The organism is Noviherbaspirillum sp. Root189 (genome assembly GCF_001428545.1).
Classification (GTDB): domain Bacteria; phylum Pseudomonadota; class Gammaproteobacteria; order Burkholderiales; family Burkholderiaceae_D; genus Noviherbaspirillum.
In genome coordinates this window covers 1-18,890 of record NZ_LMHZ01000011.1, presented here as the reverse complement: position 1 = coordinate 18,890, position 18,890 = coordinate 1, and the positions used below count along the sequence as shown (strand labels likewise).

Annotated in this window: 19 protein-coding genes; 7 read left to right on the top strand and 12 right to left on the bottom strand. The window is 53.8% G+C overall.

Features of this window, described 5'->3' with window-relative positions:
• Positions 1-4: 4 nt before the first annotated feature.
• On the top strand, positions 5-259 hold the full coding sequence (locus tag ASE07_RS07505; protein ID WP_057290203.1) for a hypothetical protein: 255 nt from the start codon (positions 5-7) through the stop codon (positions 257-259).
• Positions 260-430: 171 nt separating this feature from the next.
• Here the strand turns inward: ASE07_RS07505 and ASE07_RS07500 are convergent, their stop codons facing one another.
• The 5 genes from ASE07_RS07500 to ASE07_RS07480 all read right to left on the bottom strand — a co-directional run bounded on the left by ASE07_RS07500 (position 431) and on the right by ASE07_RS07480 (position 6,664).
• Positions 431-1,294 carry a glycosyltransferase family 2 protein gene (locus ASE07_RS07500; protein ID WP_235548380.1) on the bottom strand — a complete coding sequence of 288 codons (864 nt, stop codon included), beginning with the start codon at positions 1,292-1,294 and terminating at the stop codon, positions 431-433.
• A 178-nt stretch (positions 1,295-1,472) separates the two neighbouring features.
• On the bottom strand, positions 1,473-1,838 hold the full coding sequence (locus ASE07_RS07495; RefSeq protein WP_057290201.1) for a hypothetical protein: 366 nt from the start codon (positions 1,836-1,838) through the stop codon (positions 1,473-1,475).
• A gap of 109 nt (positions 1,839-1,947) precedes the next feature.
• Positions 1,948-5,232, bottom strand: a complete 3,285-nt coding sequence (locus ASE07_RS07490) for a DUF748 domain-containing protein (RefSeq protein ID WP_057290200.1) — start codon at positions 5,230-5,232, stop codon at positions 1,948-1,950.
• 148 nt (positions 5,233-5,380) lie between these two features.
• Positions 5,381-5,890, bottom strand: coding sequence for a response regulator (locus tag ASE07_RS07485; RefSeq protein WP_057290199.1), 510 nt, complete (start codon positions 5,888-5,890; stop codon positions 5,381-5,383).
• A 324-nt stretch (positions 5,891-6,214) separates the two neighbouring features.
• On the bottom strand, positions 6,215-6,664 hold the full coding sequence (locus ASE07_RS07480) for a nuclear transport factor 2 family protein (RefSeq protein WP_057290198.1): 450 nt from the start codon (positions 6,662-6,664) through the stop codon (positions 6,215-6,217).
• Positions 6,665-7,262: 598 nt separating this feature from the next.
• On the opposite strand from ASE07_RS07480, the gene ASE07_RS07475 reads away from it, so the two are divergent.
• The gene (locus ASE07_RS07475) at positions 7,263-8,333 is read left to right on the top strand and encodes a GGDEF domain-containing protein (protein WP_057290197.1); all 1,071 of its coding nucleotides are present in this window, start codon (positions 7,263-7,265) and stop codon (positions 8,331-8,333) included.
• A gap of 104 nt (positions 8,334-8,437) precedes the next feature.
• On the opposite strand, the gene ASE07_RS07470 is transcribed toward ASE07_RS07475, so the two are convergent.
• Positions 8,438-9,487, bottom strand: a complete 1,050-nt coding sequence (locus ASE07_RS07470; protein WP_082584001.1) for a tyrosine-type recombinase/integrase — start codon at positions 9,485-9,487, stop codon at positions 8,438-8,440.
• Positions 9,488-10,130: 643 nt separating this feature from the next.
• Here ASE07_RS07470 and ASE07_RS07465 point away from each other — a divergent pair.
• A complete protein-coding gene (locus ASE07_RS07465; protein WP_057290272.1) occupies positions 10,131-11,144 on the top strand; it encodes a LysR family transcriptional regulator in 1,014 nt (337 codons plus the stop codon).
• 38 nt (positions 11,145-11,182) lie between these two features.
• Here the strand turns inward: ASE07_RS07465 and ASE07_RS07460 are convergent, their stop codons facing one another.
• Entirely contained in the window at positions 11,183-11,548 is a 366-nt protein-coding gene (locus tag ASE07_RS07460) for a hypothetical protein (RefSeq protein WP_057290195.1), read from the bottom strand.
• A gap of 155 nt (positions 11,549-11,703) precedes the next feature.
• Here ASE07_RS07460 and ASE07_RS07455 point away from each other — a divergent pair, with 155 nt between their 5' ends.
• Positions 11,704-11,946: a hypothetical protein gene (locus tag ASE07_RS07455; protein WP_057290194.1), complete on the top strand. Its 243-nt coding sequence runs from the start codon at positions 11,704-11,706 to the stop codon at positions 11,944-11,946.
• A gap of 96 nt (positions 11,947-12,042) precedes the next feature.
• Here the strand turns inward: ASE07_RS07455 and glf are convergent, their stop codons facing one another.
• Positions 12,043-13,194 (bottom strand): UDP-galactopyranose mutase, encoded by a 1,152-nt coding sequence (gene glf, locus ASE07_RS07450; RefSeq protein WP_057290193.1) that lies wholly within the window; start codon positions 13,192-13,194, stop codon positions 12,043-12,045.
• Positions 13,195-13,421: 227 nt separating this feature from the next.
• Between glf and ASE07_RS07445 the strand changes: the two genes are divergently transcribed.
• Complete coding sequence (locus ASE07_RS07445) at positions 13,422-13,721, top strand: hypothetical protein (RefSeq protein WP_057290192.1); 300 nt, start codon at positions 13,422-13,424, stop codon at positions 13,719-13,721.
• 55 nt (positions 13,722-13,776) lie between these two features.
• Here ASE07_RS07445 and ASE07_RS07440 read toward each other — a convergent pair whose 3' ends face one another.
• Entirely contained in the window at positions 13,777-14,016 is a 240-nt protein-coding gene (locus ASE07_RS07440; RefSeq protein ID WP_057290191.1) for a hypothetical protein, read from the bottom strand.
• A gap of 251 nt (positions 14,017-14,267) precedes the next feature.
• Complete coding sequence (locus tag ASE07_RS07435) at positions 14,268-15,338, bottom strand: AI-2E family transporter (protein ID WP_057290190.1); 1,071 nt, start codon at positions 15,336-15,338, stop codon at positions 14,268-14,270.
• Between the two features lie 373 nt (positions 15,339-15,711).
• On the opposite strand from ASE07_RS07435, the gene ASE07_RS07430 reads away from it, so the two are divergent.
• Positions 15,712-16,137 carry a universal stress protein gene (locus tag ASE07_RS07430; RefSeq protein ID WP_057290189.1) on the top strand — a complete coding sequence of 142 codons (426 nt, stop codon included), beginning with the start codon at positions 15,712-15,714 and terminating at the stop codon, positions 16,135-16,137.
• Between the two features lie 233 nt (positions 16,138-16,370).
• Here ASE07_RS07430 and ASE07_RS07425 read toward each other — a convergent pair whose 3' ends face one another.
• Together ASE07_RS07425 and ASE07_RS07420 are read right to left on the bottom strand one after the other, a co-directional pair.
• Positions 16,371-16,814: a fasciclin domain-containing protein gene (locus ASE07_RS07425; RefSeq protein ID WP_235548379.1), complete on the bottom strand. Its 444-nt coding sequence runs from the start codon at positions 16,812-16,814 to the stop codon at positions 16,371-16,373.
• A gap of 169 nt (positions 16,815-16,983) precedes the next feature.
• Positions 16,984-17,265: a DUF378 domain-containing protein gene (locus ASE07_RS07420; protein ID WP_082583999.1), complete on the bottom strand. Its 282-nt coding sequence runs from the start codon at positions 17,263-17,265 to the stop codon at positions 16,984-16,986.
• Between the two features lie 149 nt (positions 17,266-17,414).
• Here ASE07_RS07420 and ASE07_RS07415 point away from each other — a divergent pair, with 149 nt between their 5' ends.
• Positions 17,415-18,413: a MerR family transcriptional regulator gene (locus ASE07_RS07415; protein WP_235548378.1), complete on the top strand. Its 999-nt coding sequence runs from the start codon at positions 17,415-17,417 to the stop codon at positions 18,411-18,413.
• Positions 18,414-18,890: the final 477 nt, after the last annotated feature.

The following is an 18,890-nucleotide window of genomic DNA, read 5'->3' as shown; positions in this document are numbered from 1 at the left end:
CATCATGCTGAAGGGCATCCGCCTGCTGTGCACGGTCCGCATCGACCCGCGGCTGCAACTGCCGACCGTCGAATGTGGCAGCGGTAAACGCATGCTGCACTGGTTGCCGTTGTTGTATCTGTCGCGCCTGCTGGCGCTGTTGCGTGCGGCGCCGGGCTTGCCACAGCGAGAAGGCAGCTACCGCGAACTGCAGCGCGCCATGGAGGAGCTGCTCTTTATTGAAACGATCTGGGGTGCGCATGAAGGATTCCTCTGCTAACGCTTGCCGCATGTTGACGATTTCACATGCCTTGATCCCGTTATGAGTAGACGCCGCGTAACTTTGTTCCGGCAGCGTGCCGTCGCGCATTGAGCCGACGCAGGACTTGGCAAAGGTGCGTTTCAAAGGTGCGTTTATACAGAGCAGAAGCGTCGGTCCTTGTATCTTCCTTCAATCCCGCAGGACACGGTACATCTGATGCACCTGGGGAGAAATAACCCGGCGTTCCCGCCATACCCAGGGTAACTCACGCAAGGCTTCCAGAAGAGCGGCTGCCAGGGTGCGAATGTCGCGCGCCGAGCGGCACGTTGCCCAAGTCTGCCTCAGTGCGCTCGCGAAGGGCAGCCGCAACCAACTGACCCAAAGCGTATTGCGCAAGACGATTTTCTGCCGGCCGGGGTTGTCGCGTTGTGGGGAGGGATAGTGATGAATGGTCAGCTCTGGCGCATACACGACGCTCCAGCCGTTGCTCACAAGATCGATGCTCAGCAGTTCTTCTTCGCCACCGACAAAGAAGCGCTGCTCATAACCACCCGCCTGGAGATACGCCGCACGGCGCACCACCGTCGCGCAGGCAATGAAGCCAAGCAGGGCGCGTCCCGGCAAACCGGCGGAAGGTAACGGGCTGTTTGCCAGCACTTGGCAAACAGGGTCCTCGGCTTCTTGCGGCCCGAGCAGGATACGCGCGCACAAGGCTGCAACACGTGGATGGGCATCAAGGATATGGACTGCGCGCTCAAGCGACCCGGCAGCCCACCACGAATCGTCATCGCAGAAGGCAATGTAAGGCGTGTTTGCCATCTCGACCCCGACGTTCCGTGCGGCAGCACCGACATTACGCGGCAAGCAAACGAAGCGAACCTGCGGAAATTCAGAATGGATCAGATCCCGTGTGCCGTCGGTGGAGGCGTTGTCGACGACGATGATGTCGATGGCTTGCGGCAAGGCAAGCATGCGGCGCAGGGTATGGCACACTTCGACTTTACGGTTGTACGTGAGGACAACAACCGAAATGCGGCGCTTCAAATCGGGCACACTTCCCTCCATTTGCGCAGGGGAATGCCTGCCAATGCAAACCTTGGATGCGTGACAGCCCGACCCCCGCTTTAAGTAGCGAGGGAGTAGGATGCGCCGGCCGACTGCAGAAGATGGTGACCCATATCAGAGATCGATGCGATCGACCTCTACATCATGCCGTCGGATTTCAGCAATTTCAGTAACGGTAAGGGTTATTGGGGCGGCGATCGTAGCGATTCGGTACGCCATCGTGATCCCGGTCATGTCCCCCATGACCGTGCCGATGTTGCCAGCCGTGATGGTAACCGCGCTGCTCGATGACGATCGGGCGCGGCTGTACGTACACGGGCTGCGGCTGTACATAGACCGGGCGCGGTTGTACGTACACCGGGCGCGGCTGTACGTAGACTGGTTGGGGTTCAACATAGATCGGCGCCGGCCGCACGTACGGACCGGGTACGTCGATATTGATGCCTACATCGACGCGCGCCAGCGCAGCGCCAGAAGACAGCAACAGGGCCACGCCTGCGATCAATCCCGTAACGCCAAATGCTTTATTCATGGTCCATCTCCTTGGTTGATGGCTTCATTACATCGCATTGGCATGTACATAACCATAGTTAACGGGTAAAGATAGTTACAAAATGTTTCTTGCAACACCCTGTGACTTTTTATCTTAATGAAAAGCTAACACGCCCGCCCTTACCGTCGCTGTTCCCTATCCTGGAAGCAAGAATAAACAGCCGTTCTTCTGGTATGTTGCCATTGCGCTGTAGCCAAGCCTTGGCAGCCTGCGCGCGCTGGTTACCCAATGCGAGGAAGTCGTCTTCATTGATTTCGGCATTCGCCATCATCAATTGTTCCATTTCTTCAACAGAAAGTGACTTGGGTAAGCCGATGACATTGCGCGGCTTGGGGAATTTTTCGTCGCGATATGCCCTTGTCAGCAAGTCGCGGTATTCGTCTGGCTGGACTGTCGCCCTGCCAGGTTCTGGCGTTACGCCACGGGCAGCAAGGTCGCGCGTCTTCACGCTACGCACCTTGCGCTCGACGTAGGCGCGCTTGAGACCATCCTTGTCGGATTCCGGATCGACTCGTCCCGCAATGTCCAGCTTCAGGCCAGGGCGTTCGGTGAGCGCTTTGGCAAGGGCTTTGAGTTTTTCTTCGGCGGTCGCGGAGATGCTTGCCCGTCCCGGTTCAAATTCCATCGAAGACAGTTGCTCGCCGCCGCCAAACGCTGCACCGAGTAGCGCAAACGGCTGACTCACTGCCTTGAGAATCACGTTGCCGATCACCCTGGCGAGCAGCGCGCCGATGGAAAACTGTGGATCATCGAGCGAACCTCCCACCGGAAGATTGACATCAATAACACCGTTGCGGTCACGCAGCAAGGCAACGGCAAACTGCACGGGCAGCTTGGTTGCGGAAGGGCTATCCACCTTGTCACCGAATGTAAGCTGATCAAGGACCAGTCGATTCCGGGCCGTGAGCTTGCGTGCCTCCACCCGATACGCTACATCAAACGACAGTTTGCCCTTCTCTATGCCATAGCCGACATAGCGTCCCGCATAGGCGGATAAGGGAGCCAGTTCCATGCCGCGCACATTGGCTTGAAGATCCAGGAACAAGTCGCCGCGCAAGGGATTCACGCGGCCAGTGATTGCGAGAGGTGCATTGTTGACTTCACCATGCAAATCGATGTTTGCGCCTGCAGCGTTGGCAGCCGACAGATCCGTTACGGTGCCGCCAAGACTGGCAAGCGTGGCGGTGTAGTTGGGCTTGATGAAGTTGTCCGTAAAGCGTACGCGGCCACCCTGCAGGGTGAGCTTGCGAACCTCTATGGGCAGTGGGGCGGCAGGCGACGTCTTCTGGTCCGGGACAGGTGTCGATTTTTTGGCGACGGACGTGGTTTCCTTTCCAGATTCCGTAAGACTGCGCTGCGCATCGGCAGGGCCGCGTGCAATGTCCTGTAAATTGATGCGGCCGCTCGGATCGATGATCACGCGGGCAAAAAAGTCACTGAGTGCAACCTGGTCTGCCTTCAATGCAAACGGTGCGAACCGCACATTCATGCCGCCGACGAAAAGCGATTTCCAGCGCAGGAAATCGTTTCCGCTAAGTTTGTCGACGGTTGCCAGGTTACCTATCGTGACATCTCCCTGATAACCACCTTCGACCGCACCGTCCTTGCCTGTGGCGAGGCGCAATTGCCCTGTCGTTGTCAGGCTCGCACGTGTCAGGCGAAGGTTAATGCTATCCGTGACGTAAGGCTGCACAGGCAGAATGTCAACACCTTTCATATTGATGGACAACTCGCTGCTGAATGGTGCCAGTGCAAGCTTGCCGTTCACTGCCAATTGCCCGCTCTTGTTGACGCCCGCCTTGACGTTGATTTGCGTCGGTGCGGCGTTCGCTGCAGTCGATATGTCCTGCATCGCGACACTGAGCGGCGCGATGGTCGTGACCGCCGGCTCCGCATGGTCCCGATCTTCCAGGCGAGCCGACCAGTTGTCGATGCCGACGCGACCAACGGTCACGACGTACTGATCGTTTGCATTGTCAGTTTGTTTTGCTGGTGGTACAGGCGGCTTTGCCGAGGCAGTCATTTCTTGCGCGGCCGGTGCCGTCGCGGTTACCGACTTGTCACTTCGCTTGTCTTGTCGCAGAAGGAAGTTACCGCTGTCCGAACGAACCTCCGCGATGGAAACAGTTTTTTTGCCGGTATCGACGGCCACCTTGCGCAATGACAGGCCAAACTCTTCTACCTCTGCCTGCACGGGTCGCGACGGCAGTGCATCTGCATAGTGCAGCGAGGCATTCTGCACGTCGACTTCTCCGACAACGATGTAAGGGCTTGCGTTCGATGTGGTGGCGCCGGACGGTCTCGTGGTGGCAACGGGCGCAACGGAGGGAAGCCAGCGCTCCCAGCTAGCCTGACCGTTTGCGCTGCGTTCCGCTGCTGCCTGCAGGCCATGGACAGCGATTCGAGCGATGTCGAACCGATTGCCCAGTACGCTCGCATCTCGTAAATCCACTTTCATTTCCGCCAGCTTCAGCACGGGTTTTCCGCTTAGTTCGTTGAGCTGTAAGGATTTGAGCGTGGTGCTGCCATTCAGTACCAGCGCTGCCGGTTTGTCTTCCGGCTGCACGAAGCTCGCGCTCATGTTCAGGGCGAGTCTGGCACTCGGTACCTTGATCCGGAGCTTCGCCGGCAGGTAATCGATAAAGCGCGTCAAGTCCAGGTCATTGAGCGTAAGTTCGACGATCGCGTCGCGTGGTTTGGCGAAAGGTCGCGCCTTTCCCTGGATAAGAATAGGAGTGTCGTTGACTTTTGCGCTTAATAGCGGTTCGACAAAGATCTGGACCTGTGACGGAAGCGATGAAATGAACGGTACGCCCAATTCCAGGTCTGCAACGACATGCTTTGCCTTGGCGGGGCGGTCGATAAATACAATCCCTCCTCGTTCAACACGGATATTGTTCACGGAAAAGCGAGCGGGCTCTTCAGATGCGGGCTGCTGTGCCAGCGCGCTGACAATATCATCAAAATTATAGTGATTTGCCTCGGTACGTATTACATGAACCAAAGGTGTCGAAACTTGCAGGTATTCGATGACCGGCGCCAGACGAATCAAGGATTCCGCCGAAAGATCGAGGTTGATGGAATCGATGCTGGCAAAAACATCTTTGCCATTTGCCTCCATCACCCTGAGCCCCGACAGGGCGACGGTCAGCGCAAAGGGATTGACCTTGACTGTCTCCACCACCGCTGATCGACCAAGCTTTTCCTGGATGGCCTTCGTGAGTTGGGACTGAATAATCACAGGGAGCGCAAGAAAACCGATTGCTGTATAGAGCAGCACAAGCGCGACAACAGATCCAACGCCGATACGGACACGGCGCGATGCGATCAGTCGGGAAAATGATGGTGGCCGGATAGTAAAAATTTTGATCATGATGCACACGAAGAAGTGGCCTGATTTTACCAGTGCATCAATTGGAAATCTTTTTTAATCCACTCGCAGCGGTACATGGCATGGCGCAGCCTGTACTTTTCTCCCCCACTGCGCCTTGCGACTGTCGTGTTGACCGATGTTCTGGAATTCAGGGACGCTGGTGCGTGAGTGCGGCAATATCTTTCAGTTTGTCGATGCTGACCGGTTTGACCCAGTGCTGGTCAAAGCCCGCATCGTTTGCCCGCTGCTTGTCTTCTTCATTGCCCCAGCCAGTCATAGCGACCAGTACCATCGAGTTCTGTTCAGCTTCGCCGCGCATTCTCCGTGCGACTTCATAACCATCGATGTCAGGAAGACTGATGTCAAGCAGTACGACGTCCGGCTTCAGGCGCGCGCGTTCGGCCAACGCAGAGGTGCCTTCGTGGGCGATAAAAACTTCATGCCCGAACAGTCGAAGCAACTCTGCGGTGGATTGCGCTGCATCTTCATTGTCGTCCACAACGAGCACACGACGTGTTGTGGCCTGCGCAAGGCGGTCGCCGACAGCACCAGGCAGATCTACCGGAGATGGGCTCGCTTTGGAAGGCGAGCCACCCGATTTGTCATGGTCCGAGGCGGGAAGTGCCAGGATAAATGAGCTGAATTTACCTTTGAGCATGGCGCGAATAAGTGGATTTTGTCTTTTTTACCTGATTGGCCAGCAGTGTGGCTTGGGATTGCGCAATGATGTCGACCTGTATATTACGCCGGGGTTCCATCGGTGCAAACAACGTTAATACAGGTGAGGGGGACAGTACCTGATACAGGGCTGGGCCGCAAGGAAAATAGGTGGTCAGCCTCTTAACCACCGAGGTATGTCATTGCTGGAAGATGACACATTTGCGGTTCGTCCAAAGGCGCTGCCGCTATGCAATATTCATTGCACTCAGGGGCAAGGCTGTTCAGGCGGAGATCCGACCCGCCGATGAGATCATTACATCAACTAAATGAACTTCAGTTCAAGATTGTAGGCAGGCAAATCTAAATTCGCCGCACCAATGCGTCCAGGGTGTTGAGGCAGCCTCGGGGTAAGCCCGATGTGGGTCGGATCGTAGATGATGGTCAACTTTGTAAAGTGCGTCTCATCCGCAGTAAGTTCAAAGACATCAACGCCGTCAAACTCAACAGTGTGCCCATTGCCGGTGATACATGTGTAACTGAAATGCAGAGCAATGGAAGGCGTATCGGAAAGCGCTTCGTAGACATGCCTGATACGGATAATGGCATCGCGCGTATCGGAGAACAAAATGCGGTAATAGGTCCCCGCCGTCATCTGGCCATAGATGGGTGAGCGCACAATGGCTTCCGGCGACTCGAAAAGCGATAATACCAAGGGGAGGCTTCCAGCGTTAATCGCTTTGAGATATTGCTTGCACAACGTCAGATATTCCATTTGCAGCTCCCTGGGCAGCGGACTATCTTATTTTTTAAATTGTCTGTTTTTAAGACGCTACAGGCTTATGCCGTCTCTCCGCTTAGACGGAGTATAGCTTTTACGGCAAACTTGTTTCTCCCATAAAATAGTTATTTAGCCTATGTTTTCGATTCAACTCTCGAATAATTGATCTAGATCAACCTATCAAAACGGTAATCTATCCGTTAATTTTCCGCGCGGTAACATCGTGCTCTGCTGTTAAAGGTAATGCGTATTTACCTCCATGCAAGGCGAAAGCGGCTCCTTTTTCCTGGCGCATGGCTCGTCTGCGGAAGAAGCATCAAAATTCAAACTTCAAGCAACCCAACGGGCGGTAGGCATATCGGGTAAGTCCGATGTTGCCTTACATAACCACATTGGCGAATGTAACTATGTTCAAAGAAACCGCAAACACCCCTAGTTTATGGGAAGCGGGAGCGTACACAGATCCGTACAATTGTTTCCATATAGTAATTGCATAGTGCGTCTATCATGAGGTAGCCGTAAGTCGACCTACAGAAAGCACTCGCTCTAATCTATTGTGATAAACGCCCTGTTCCGTACGAATCAGTTACGTATGACCAGGCCTTCTCTCGATATCGAAGTCGGCCAGGTACTTTTTCGCCTGACGATTGCTTCCGGCTTCGGGCTCTACCTGGGAGTCATGCACTTCGCCTTGCATGTCTACGTCAGGCCGGCACTGTTTATTCTGTTCTTCGGCTTTCTGTGCTTTTCGCTGGTATGGGTGTGGCTGGTAAAGCGCTCACTGTTGCGCCTCGAGCACAGGCTGGCGATCTCTATCCTGGTTGACCAGAGTGTGCTTGCCGCTGCCACCCTGATGGGAGGCGATATGATCGCGCCGGTGCTGTGGGGACCGATCAGTGTATCTGTGGGGTGTGGTTTGATAGGCGGCACTTACTATGCGAAGGTGGCATCGTTGCTCGGCAGCCTATTGATGGCGCTGGCTTTCATGCTGTCGCCATTCTGGAGCAGCGTGCCCCTGGTTTCCCTCGGAGTCGTGCTGGCAACGCTGATCATTCCATGGCAAGTGGCCCTGGTATCCGAACAAATCACCCGGGGCCGGAAGGAGTTGCACCAGCGTGCGATTGCACTTGAAGCGGCAACAAGGACAGACCCGCTCACTGGTGTGCTAAACCGTGCCGGCTTCGACGCATCGCTAGCCCAGATGCTGGAAAATACCGATGCGGACGGCAGGATCAGCGCAGTCATGTTGCTGGACCTGGATGGTTTCAAGGCGGTCAATGATATCGCCGGACATAATGCTGGCGATGAAGTGCTGAAGCAGGTCGCGCACAGCTTGAGGCAGTCGCTGCGCACATCCGACGATATCGGACGCATAGGAGGCGATGAGTTTGCTGTCCTGGCACATAATCTCGTCGCCCCGGAAGATGCGGAATGGCTGGCCAACAAAATCCTGCAAGCCATCGGGGCACTGCGTATTGCCGGTCATGCTGAATTACGCATCAGCAGCAGCATTGGCATCTGTATCCATCCCGATCCGGAAGCTACAAGTGTCGAAGAACTGATGGCAAATGCCGATCGCCTGATGTACCAGGCCAAACGATCAGGCAAAAATCAATACCGGACTGCTTTCAATTCAGCCCTCTCTATCCGCGAAGCGTGTTGACGTGTGTTGACGTATAGAGCTTAGCTGACGCTTGCCGGAGCGCTTCCCCTTGGCTGCGCCACAAAAGGCGCCAGGCATTGACGGTGCAGTCGGGGCAACGCGCTTTATACAATGTCTACCGGACGCGGCATGACACGGCGGTACCGTGCCATGCCGTTCATGTCCAGCAGTCCAAGCCAGCGCGCAACTTCCACCTCGCTCTTCCCTTTGGAAAGCTGCCTCAAGGCAAACGTGTGCCGCAATTTGAATACGCCGCCGGAGTCACCTTCCATGCCGGCGCCAGCCAACACCGCTTTGCAGCATTCGTAGCAACCCGTATGCGACCAAGGTTTGCCAGCCAGCGTGGAGGGAAAGACCAGATCGCCTTGAATCCGTTGTTTCGTCCGTATCGACATCCATAACGCCAGTTGTCGTCCAGCCCATTCTGCGACCGGCGTCTCACGTGCGGGGGCGTTGCCGTTGCCGGGCAGGGCAAGCTTCCAGGGAATCCCGGCTTTGCGTCCGCCATCAATGGTAATACCGTCGAGCGTTATGGCACGGACATCGCCCGGAGTCAGTCCCGCGCCAAGCATCAGTGCAACCGCCGTTCGATCCCGTACCTCTTTCCACGGTAGTGGGCCTTCGGCGGAATCCGTGTGCCGGATCTCTGTCAGATAACCGATAAGGCGTTTTGCCTGCGCCTCGGTACAGAATTCTGGCAGTGGGTCGCGATGGCTGGCGTTGGCATAACGGTATTCATTTTTTTGCAGCAGTTCGGTCGCCGCGCGATTAGGCGGTACGCCCTCACGCTCTGCATGGAAGCGAGTGATTCGATCAATGAGTGTCAGCATGCGCCATGCATAACGTGGAGACAGTTCTTCTCCTTTGATGCTGACACGCGGCTTTTCATCGTCATTCCCACTCCCGCGCAGCATGAGGAAGGTCTGGATATCCGCAGCGCTGATCGTCGACGTATCAAGATTTCGCGCTGCACAGAACGCAGCAAACGCATGCCACATCTCTTGATACACGGTCGCGGACTCTTCCTTCAACGGACGCTCAGTCCGGACACGTGAGTTAGAGAGAGCACGAAAGTCAACCCAGGACCTGAACAGTCCACGCAGGCGCTCTTCGAGGAGCGCGTGGTCGTCGGCAGGGAATAATGGCAGTGTCATCGTAAGGCAATCAGAGTATGCATGGCCAAAGTCACATTGTGGCGTGGATCACTGGCGGTTGCAAGGGATCCGAACTAACCGCGTGCCGTTGGTATTAAGACTTAAGATGGAAAATATATACACTTGCACCTGGTTGAAATCAACACCTTGACGGCTTAATAGTGCGTCACCAATGTGAACATGTGCACTGCTCCATCGGGATGGCAGAGGTAAAGCGCCGGTTAGTTCGGATTGATCGACGCAGAAACGTGCGCACATAATGCAAGAATCGAACTCACCATCACAGTCCCAAACCTTCATGTTTCCTTCGGACGGAATTTTGAAAAGGAAGAAATGCGCCAGGACTAAGCGTGACGATGATGGGTCGACGAGCAAACGTCGGTGTCAAGAAAACTCGTCGTTGCAATAAAGGCAGCGGCACATGGATCGTACTTTCGTATAGAGCATCAACCGAAAAATCTCAAAAATAAACGCCTGCACTTTCCAAAAGGAACGTCATTTGTTATTACGCACATCAAGCGTGTAGAGCCTTGCGCGTCATCTCGGTCGATGCAGTATATTCATGACAGCGACGCTATTTTGTCCGGCAGGCGTATCCGTTCCCGGGCAACGTCGCGACATCCGAACTTATAGCGAGCTTTCGATGAGCTTCCAGACACTGGATCTGAACCTGCTTCGCGTGTTCGATGCTGTCATGAGTGAACAGAACCTCACTCGTGCCGCAATGCGTCTCTCCATGACACAGCCGGCGGTATCCAATGCCTTGCGTCGGCTGCGTGAAGCACTGCGTGACGACTTGTTGGTCCGGAATGCGCACGGGGTTACGCCCACCTCACGCGCTGAAGAGTTGTGGCCCGCGGTGCGGCTTGCCCTGACCGCGCTCGAAGAAGCAATTACGCCGCAAACATTCGATCTGTCGGAAATGCATGCGACTTTCCGCTTTGCCATGGCGGACTCTACGGCGGCGCTTGTCCTGCCATCGCTGATGCGCGAGATAAAGCGCCTCGCGCCTCATCTCTGTATCCGTCTGATCCCTCTCTTGACACGTGATCCTAAGCCGCTCCTGTTGCAAGGAGAGATCGATCTTGCCATCGGTTATTTCCCTGGCATTGCCGCGCAGATTTCGGGCGGGCAGGGGGCATTTTCTGCGATCTTGCATCAGCGCTTATATAGCGGTTCGTACGTCTGCATTATGCGGTGCGGTCATCCTCTCGCAGAGAGTGATTTTACGATTGATGACTATTGTCGTGCCGAGCATGTCCTGATGAGCGTTTCCGGCAAGGCACATGGCCTAGTGGATGACGTGCTTAACCAATTCGGCCGCGAGCGCCACATCGCGCTGACCGTCAATCAGTTTTTCACGGTAGGCAAAGTCGTTGCCTATTCTGATTTGCTTGCCGTCGTACCGCGTCACCTTATCGCAGCGATCGGCTTGACCGATCTCGTCATTGACCGCGAGATGCCTTTTGATTTGCCGCCAGTGCATGTCGATATGCTGTGGCATGAACGTTATGCACGTGATCCAGCGCATCGGTGGATCCGTGACATGCTGTACGACATTACGGGGGGTACGCGGATTCAGCCGAGGCGGCTGTCCGAAGAAATGCAATTAACGGAAGAGCGACAAATGCTGGTTCGAGCGACCAGTCAGAAGTGAATTCTAAGGATCCGCCTCCCGCTGGCACAGTGAATCGCTTAATTTTGCGGCGGCACTCCAGGCTCTTTACCGTGCTCTAGCGGGTGACCGGCATTTGCCGCATAGTCTTCATCAGACAGCATGTACTCTTGCTCAGCCGCAGCCTGTGCGTCCTCTGGCAGACTTTCGTGTCTCCGTGCTCGTTCAAGAAGGACGGCGACATTTGCAAGCTTGCGGTCAACTGCCTCGGCCAGTGCCCCGGTCGTCAACTTCTCGGGGAGCATGAACTCGCATTCCTCTGCTTGTCGAACCAGCGCGCTGTGGCCATCAAGGGGATGATCTCCTTCATTCAGCGCTCGCTTCAAGTCACTTTTCAATTGATTCAGGCTGGCTGATATCGCTTCAAGTTTTTCAACGGGCATCATCGATCGCATCCTCAAGAGGTCTCTGTATGGATATGACAGACCGCTGCATCGATTGTTTCTTAAGGGACGAAACAACATCGCGTGCGAAACAAAATGTCACAGTCCCCGGAGCACTCCGGTTCTATACTGCAATCTCTGTACAAGGGGAGAGAGTCATGAACAAGTGTCCGGTGATTTCATTACAGGGACGTCAACGGCAAAAGAGCGGTCTGGAGAACCCTTCGTCGCTTTCGGCCATGCTTTCCGACGGCATCGGAGACATGCCGGCGCAGACGCATGCACGCATCTATGCCTTCAGGAAGCCAGAACTGCAAGGCGAGGCGCAGGTATTACCTGAGTTCAGTAACAGCATTCGCAGTACCGTCACCATGACGGAGATGCCGCCGGAAGATCTTTGAATCGCAAATAGTAGACCGGCCAGACAAGCCGCGCGAACAAGTCGCTTGTCTGGCGGGCCAGCATCGGTCTTGTCTCAACCGTCTGCCAAGCGCAGCTCACCCCAGCGGGTTGACGGTAAACGATGGCATAGGCTCGCTACCGCCTGCTCGCGCAAGGAACTGCTCCGCGACATCAAGCGCTTCTGCAATCGTAATGTGCATGTCCAGATAACGGTAGGTACCCAGCCGTCCCACGAACGTAATATTGCGTTCCGCCTGTGCGAGTTCGATGTATTCCTTCAGCTGCGATTTGTCCTTCACCAGTCGGATCGGATAATAAGGGATGTCGTTCTCTTCGCAGAAGCGACTGTATTCCTTGAAAATCACGGTTTTCTCATGCGATTCCCAGGGCGAAAAATGCTTATGCTCGGAGATCCGGGTCCATGGCACATCCTCGTCGCAATAATTCAATACCGCGTTGCCTTGATAGTCGCCATCGTGGGTTTCGGATTTGAAGTCCAGCGTTCGGTATCCCAATCTTCCCTGACTATATCCAAACCAGGTATCAATCGGTCCGCTATAAAAAACATGATCATAGTCGCCGGCCGATTCACGTTCGAACGTGGTGCCGAGATGGAGCTGAATGCCGGGATGATCTAGCATCTTTTCGACAATGAAGGTATAGCCGTTCTTTGGCATTCCCTGGAAGTTGCTGGCGTAATAGTTGTCATCATAATTAAACCGAACCGGCAGCCGCTTCAGAATGCTGGCCGGAAGTTCCGAAGGATGCATACCCCATTGTTTGGTCGTGTATCCTTTGAAAAATGCTTCGTATAAGTCCTTACCGACAAATCGCAATGCCTGTTCTTCAAAAGTCTTCGGATCGCTGATGCTTTGATCGCCAATTGATGCCAGGAACGCTTCTGCTTCCCTTGGGTTGAATGTTTTTCCGAAAAACTGGTTAATCGTCAGCAGGTTCACCGGCAGCGAAAACACGCGCCCTTTTGTAATAGCCTTGACCCTATTGGTATAGGGCATGAATTCGTCGAACTGGCGGACATAGTTCCAGACTTTTTCATTACTGGTGTGAAAAATGTGCGGCCCATAGGTGTGTACCATGACACCCGTCTCCGGGTCGCGCTGTGAATGACAATTACCTGCGACATGCGGACGGGAATCGAACACTTCAAGTTGATAATCGGCCTTGGCAAGCTCGTGTGCGATAACAGCGCCAGAAAACCCGGCGCCGACAATGGCGATCTTTTTCAAATCTTTCCTTTCCTCATTGATAAGGCATGGCCCGCGTCATGCTGGAAACGAGGGGCCAATAAAAATGAGTTCAAGTCTACGCGGCGCGCATTCATGGGTCTTGACGGATAGCAGGAAGCTTTGATCTGTAGAGGAAGTAACTAACGATGAAGTGGCCGGATACTCCTTGCGCATTCAAGAGCAAAAGGACTGGCATGCCTCCATTGGTTCGAGGCATACTATCTCCCATGCAGATAAATAGGGCGGTCGAAGAAGTACTAAGCGAGGCAGCGGTCGAGTTGCTCAATACGCTAGTCGCGCATGCGATTGTGTCTGCGCCGCAGGACAAATCAGGTCTATGCTATTTGCCGGTAGAGAGCGATAACTGGAATACCACGGTAATGCTCATGCGCGAGATTTTCGAAGCGGAAATATGCATCTCGGGTGATACCGAATGGCTCAGCTTCCATATCTTTCAGTCTATCGGCGTGAGAGATGCACAGCTTGCCTACCAATTTACGCCGACTTTTGCGCAGGCACTCGGCTAATGGGGTGAGTGCATTGGCCGGCCCGCGCTTGAGTAGTTGATTCAGCCCGCTCTGTTTAATCGGCGTGCATTTCGCTCGGCCCACGAGGGCGGCCGGCACGGGCCCACGCTGCCTGTTCGAGTTCATAGTCTGCCGCGCAGTCGCTGTCGCAGAATTTTTTCATGGGCGGTAATGCCTCGTCGCAGAACCAGCAAGCTCCTTTAGCCGGCAATCCCGGTTGCCGACGGCATGCTTCGATCGCTGCCATGCGGTCCATCTCAATCTTGTCGTTTGCAACGTCTGCTTCATCACTCATGTTCTGCCCCTTGAATAGATATGTTTAATCCAGATTGCTGCTTCGATGAAGGCAATATATCCAAGGGCATGAATGCGGAACATCGGAATCCGCTGTCTTTCAACGTAGGAAAATACGTACTCGAAGGGAAGTTTGAATTTTCGCAACCAATTTGGTCGCATCAAGCATGATTTAAAGCCTGGCGCTGATTGCTCCTGCCCCGACGCAGCCAAGGTACTGTTAACGCCGGGTTGTGGGTGCTAGAGTAAAAATCAAGCGGCTAATTTATCGCTTTTCGACGGTACGGAGGGACCCTGCACAGAGTCATCCTTCCCGTTACGCAGCCACCAGAACAGAACCGCCATCATGAAGGGACCGATAAACAGCCCGAGGACACCCATTGTCGAGACGCCGCCAAGCAAGCCGAACAGTACAGCAAGGAAAGGCAGGTCGACGCGCTGCCCAATGAGTTTGGGACGAATAAATTTGTCGACCATAAACAGTTCAAACGCACCCCAGCAAAAGAGCCCCAGTGCCGCGCCTGCATTACCCTGACCCAGCAAAAGCAGGGATACCGCCGTAAAGGACAACGGCGCCCCGCCCGGGATCAATGCCATGTAACCAGTGATCACACCTAGCAGCACTGGTGCCGGAGCACCCGCAACAGCATAAGCGACCCCGAGGACGACGCCTTCAAGGATCGCAACGGAGCAAAGGCCGAGCGCGGTTCCCCGAACCGAAAGCGGAAACAGGCGGCGCACCACAGCATAATACTTAGGGGTGATTCGTTCACCGGCGTGATCGACATAACGGACTACCGCCGGCCCCTCTATGTAGAGAATAAATAATGTCAATAGTGCAAGAAACAGATACAGGGCGTTGGCAAGGATACTTGGCCCCAAAGTACTTAGCGCACTGCTGAGGTGGGGGACAAGGTCACCTGCCGTCGTTTGTATCAGGGTATTTAGCCCGCCGGGCACCTCAAGATTCTCCTGCCACCACTTTACGGCCGGTTTCGCGATCATCGGGAGACGCATAAGCCACTCAGGCACCGGTACGCCCGTTTGATTCAGTTGGCCAACCAGCCGTTCTACCGTCGAGAGTTCATTGCTCAGTGTATTGAACAGGAAGACGGAGGGCGCCACAAAGCTGATGATCAGCACAGCGAGAATGAGCACCGCACTTCCTGTCCTTGACCCGCCACGGCGGATCAGCATCTGATGGACCGGCCAGGTAATAACAGCAAGCAGGCCAGCCCAAGCGAGCGAAGCCAAAAAATGTTTGAGCAGAAAAGCCAGCGCTACTACAAACAGAACGGGAAGAAACAGAGAAAGATATGGCATGTCGCAATATTCTTGGAAACAAATTCCGCCGTCAATCGAATATTACGAAGTATTCGTCATCGATCTGTGAAGCGTTGTATCAAATCTCAAGCAGGAGTGCACAAGTTTGGTCGTGTCAGCCTGAAGTTGATCGCCCACGCATGATGCGCAGTCACGGTTTGCAAGTCAACCCGACTGGAAGAGTCAACTTATTCCGAAAGCTCTGAGCGCTTAACGGGCCGCTTGCAGAGAATCCGGGACGATTTGGGCAAATTTGACTTCAATCAATTTCTTTTGTTTTTCATTCGAACACACTGCGCCCAACAAAGGCTCTCGATACGACTAAAACCCGTCTTCAGCCGCATAAGACATCAAGTAACATACAAGTATCATCATGAAAATACTGAGCGCGGTAGACGGTTCCATCTATACAGCCAAGGCTGTTGACTTTCTGATTGCGAGATTCAACTGGTTCAAGGAGCTGCCTGAGTTTCATGTGCTTTATGTGCAAGAGCCAATTCCCGAAGGACGTGCTAAAGCAGCACTCGGTACCGCAGCAGTGGAAAATTACTATAGAGAAGTGGCGGAAGCCGTTTTGTTGCCGCACCAGGATCTGTTGCGCTCCAAGGGCATTTCTTTTAAGGCCGGTTATGTGGTCGGGGAAGTAGCAGAGCAAATCCATGCCTATACGGAGCGTCACCAGATTGACATGGTCGTAATGGGCGCTCACGGCCATGGTGCGCTGAAGAACCTGATCATGGGTTCAGTTGCGACGAAGGTCATTGCAAGGTCCTCAGTGCCTGTTTTGCTAATTCGTTGAAAGCTGGCTCAGCTTACCGGCGAGATCGTTTCAAGCAGTGAGATCGCCAGCACGCTACCCTCTTTAATCAAGGACGCGCAACACAAGATTCTTTCGTGCCGGCTCGGCAGTGATTCCGTTACCGATGCACGTAGGATATTCTCTGACATTGCGCGTCCAACGTACGGCACTACGGAAAAGGTGACGCTGCCTTGAGTTTGAGACTACATGTGGATCACACACCGGATTGCATTCTAGCGAGTCGATAATATCCCAAAGCCGATATCATCTTTAATGGCCGCAGCTTGGGTCGTATCGGTGATAGCAGGCGGTGTTCCTACATTGAAGGTAATTGCCTGATTAGCCAGCGTATTGACTGCAGTACCAAAAGGGATTTGTGAGGCAAGCACTTGCGACCCTAAAACATGGTATGTCAGCACGGTCGCGAGCTGCGGCGTAGTCAGGCCGGCCGGTGCCGTGGCAAACGCCGTATCGGTCGGCGCAAACACGGTTACTCTTAAGCTGGTGTCCGCTAGGGTTGGCACAAGCTCTGCCATCGTCGCTGCGGCTACTGGTGCGTCGGAGTCGTCACTGCCTCCGCAGCCGCAAATAAAGGCAGCAGAGTGACGTTGCGGAGTAGATTCGACGTGTACACAAATGATAGAAAGCCAGACGTCTACGACTTTGAGATTGCGCAAGTTACATCCCATATTGTCTTAGACAATACTAAAGAACGTTCTACTTAAATACGCTCTGTGAACTGATTTGTCCAAGGTCACGTCGCACTAATTCCTGCGGGGAGTGACAGAAAAAAGCCGGTAAGGTCATACCGGCCTGGGCCTACACAGAATGTACGATCTACTAAGGCTATCGGCGCGACAGCTTGTTACTGGTATAAATCGAGTACAGCGCGCACAAACCAACAACAATATAGACAATTCTTGAGAGTGCGCTCATTTCCCCAAACAATGTCGCAACCAAATCAAAATTGAACAAACCCACCAATCCCCAGTTAACGCCGCCAACTATAAGAAGAATCATTGCGAGCCAATCTACCGCACCCATACGCTTTGCATGAGTGTGAGAAGCGTCCGAGCGACGATCTGAAATATGACGTCTTTCCTGAATATGACCTTGTGCTGTAGCCATGATGAACTCCTTTATAGTGAGTTGAAAAAAAGCAAGGCAAGTATTTCTACGCCGAGGTTAAATACAGAGTGATCTTTTCCACTCATGCTGACCTAGACAAGATACATAATGCGAGGTTCGCACTATTTCCGTTTTGTCTTAGACAAAAATTGAATTTGCAATATCTTTGTTTAAGTTCAGCGTATTCAGGAAGTTTTTTGAAAAACATGACTATGGTTGCCCCAAATGGATTGAGCATCGCGGCAGTCGAGCGGGAAACTGGACTGTCCAAAGATACCTTGCGCGTTTGGGAGCGCCGCTACGATTTCCCCTTCCCAGGGCGTGATGAGTTTGGCGAGCGCATCTATCCACCGGAGCAGGTCGAAAAATTAAGGCTGATCAAAATCCTTATGGACCGGGGGCATCGGCCAGGGAAGATCGTCGGCGTCGAGATGGATGAGCTACGGGCTATCGTCCGTCCGGAGGGCAGCGCTGAAGCCGTTGCGGATGATGCCTATGCTGAAACGGAAGAATTGCTGCATTTCATTAAACTATGCAAGGCGCATCGTTTGGACGAGATGCGTCGAGACTTGTCGCAATCACTTCTCAGGATGGGTATGTATCGATTTGTCACCGATGTCGTCGCTCCGCTCACCACAATGGTAGGTGATCACTGGGCCAAGGGCGACCTCGCTGTATTTGAAGAACATCTATATACCGAGTGCGTGCAGATGGTTATGCGAAATGCAATTTCCTCTGTTCCTGCAGCGTCCATCCACGCAGGCATGCCGATGCGGCCGCGAATCCTGCTAACTACCGTGCCTAATGAACCCCATGGATTAGGTCTGCTAATGTCAGAGGCGATATTAACGCTTGAAGGCGCAAGCTGCGTCTCCCTTGGCGTGCAGACTCCCATCACGGAGATCGCGAAGGCTGTGCAGGTACAGTCGGCAGATATTATCGCTTTATCCTTTTCTGCTTCTGTGCGGCCTGCGCATGTACTTGAGTCGCTAGGCGATTTGCGCGCCGAGGTTCCCGATTCGACCGAGATCTGGGTCGGTGGACGCAGTGCTGTTCTCGTACGTCGCCCACCACCAACTGTAAGAGTGCTCGACCTCGACGAACTACGTGACGCGCTTGATGACTGGCGCCGACGCAACGCAAATTAGGGATCCTTGTCGGCCGGACAATACATTTGCTCAATAGAGTCGCGCGGCAAAAGATAGTCGCTTCAGAGCGACAATTACTTCAGGCGGCAATGCTATCTAAAGGGCACAATATTCGGCCACACTGTTGGCTCGTTTCCTGGCATCTGCGTTGCGTAATGCTGAATTTGTGTCGCCGATGCCAAGTCACCTAAAGGCATATAGTTCTTTTGCCGACGCCACGGAGATGCTTCTCCGGCTCAGTGTCCATACTTATTAAGCAGAGTGTGCTACCGCCCGTCCTGCGATAAACGGCCAACGCACTTTACGCCACCTTTGATGTTTCCAAAAATCTTTCCTGTAACCCTTGACCAAGGCTGCTAAACGTTACATAATCTCGCCTCTTTGCTGCACGAAAACGAAGCGATTTTCGGGCGGCTTCAAAGAATGCTGTTTGCTGCAGATTCAGACTGCCTTGATCCGCGTCAGTACGAGCATCTT

Coding starts and splice junctions, on each gene's coding strand:
- ASE07_RS07505 (WP_057290203.1), top strand. CDS start 5: ATGCTGAAGGGCATCCGCCTGCTGTGCACGGTCCGCATCGACCCGCGG.
- ASE07_RS07495 (WP_057290201.1), bottom strand. CDS start 1,838: ATGAATAAAGCATTTGGCGTTACGGGATTGATCGCAGGCGTGGCCCTG.
- ASE07_RS07490 (WP_057290200.1), bottom strand. CDS start 5,232: ATGATCAAAATTTTTACTATCCGGCCACCATCATTTTCCCGACTGATC.
- ASE07_RS07485 (WP_057290199.1), bottom strand. CDS start 5,890: ATGCTCAAAGGTAAATTCAGCTCATTTATCCTGGCACTTCCCGCCTCG.
- ASE07_RS07480 (WP_057290198.1), bottom strand. CDS start 6,664: ATGGAATATCTGACGTTGTGCAAGCAATATCTCAAAGCGATTAACGCT.
- ASE07_RS07475 (WP_057290197.1), top strand. CDS start 7,263: ATGACCAGGCCTTCTCTCGATATCGAAGTCGGCCAGGTACTTTTTCGC.
- ASE07_RS07470 (WP_082584001.1), bottom strand. CDS start 9,487: ATGACACTGCCATTATTCCCTGCCGACGACCACGCGCTCCTCGAAGAG.
- ASE07_RS07465 (WP_057290272.1), top strand. CDS start 10,131: ATGAGCTTCCAGACACTGGATCTGAACCTGCTTCGCGTGTTCGATGCT.
- ASE07_RS07460 (WP_057290195.1), bottom strand. CDS start 11,548: ATGATGCCCGTTGAAAAACTTGAAGCGATATCAGCCAGCCTGAATCAA.
- ASE07_RS07455 (WP_057290194.1), top strand. CDS start 11,704: ATGAACAAGTGTCCGGTGATTTCATTACAGGGACGTCAACGGCAAAAG.
- ASE07_RS07445 (WP_057290192.1), top strand. CDS start 13,422: ATGCAGATAAATAGGGCGGTCGAAGAAGTACTAAGCGAGGCAGCGGTC.
- ASE07_RS07440 (WP_057290191.1), bottom strand. CDS start 14,016: ATGAGTGATGAAGCAGACGTTGCAAACGACAAGATTGAGATGGACCGC.
- ASE07_RS07435 (WP_057290190.1), bottom strand. CDS start 15,338: ATGCCATATCTTTCTCTGTTTCTTCCCGTTCTGTTTGTAGTAGCGCTG.
- ASE07_RS07430 (WP_057290189.1), top strand. CDS start 15,712: ATGAAAATACTGAGCGCGGTAGACGGTTCCATCTATACAGCCAAGGCT.
- ASE07_RS07420 (WP_082583999.1), bottom strand. CDS start 17,265: ATGGCTACAGCACAAGGTCATATTCAGGAAAGACGTCATATTTCAGAT.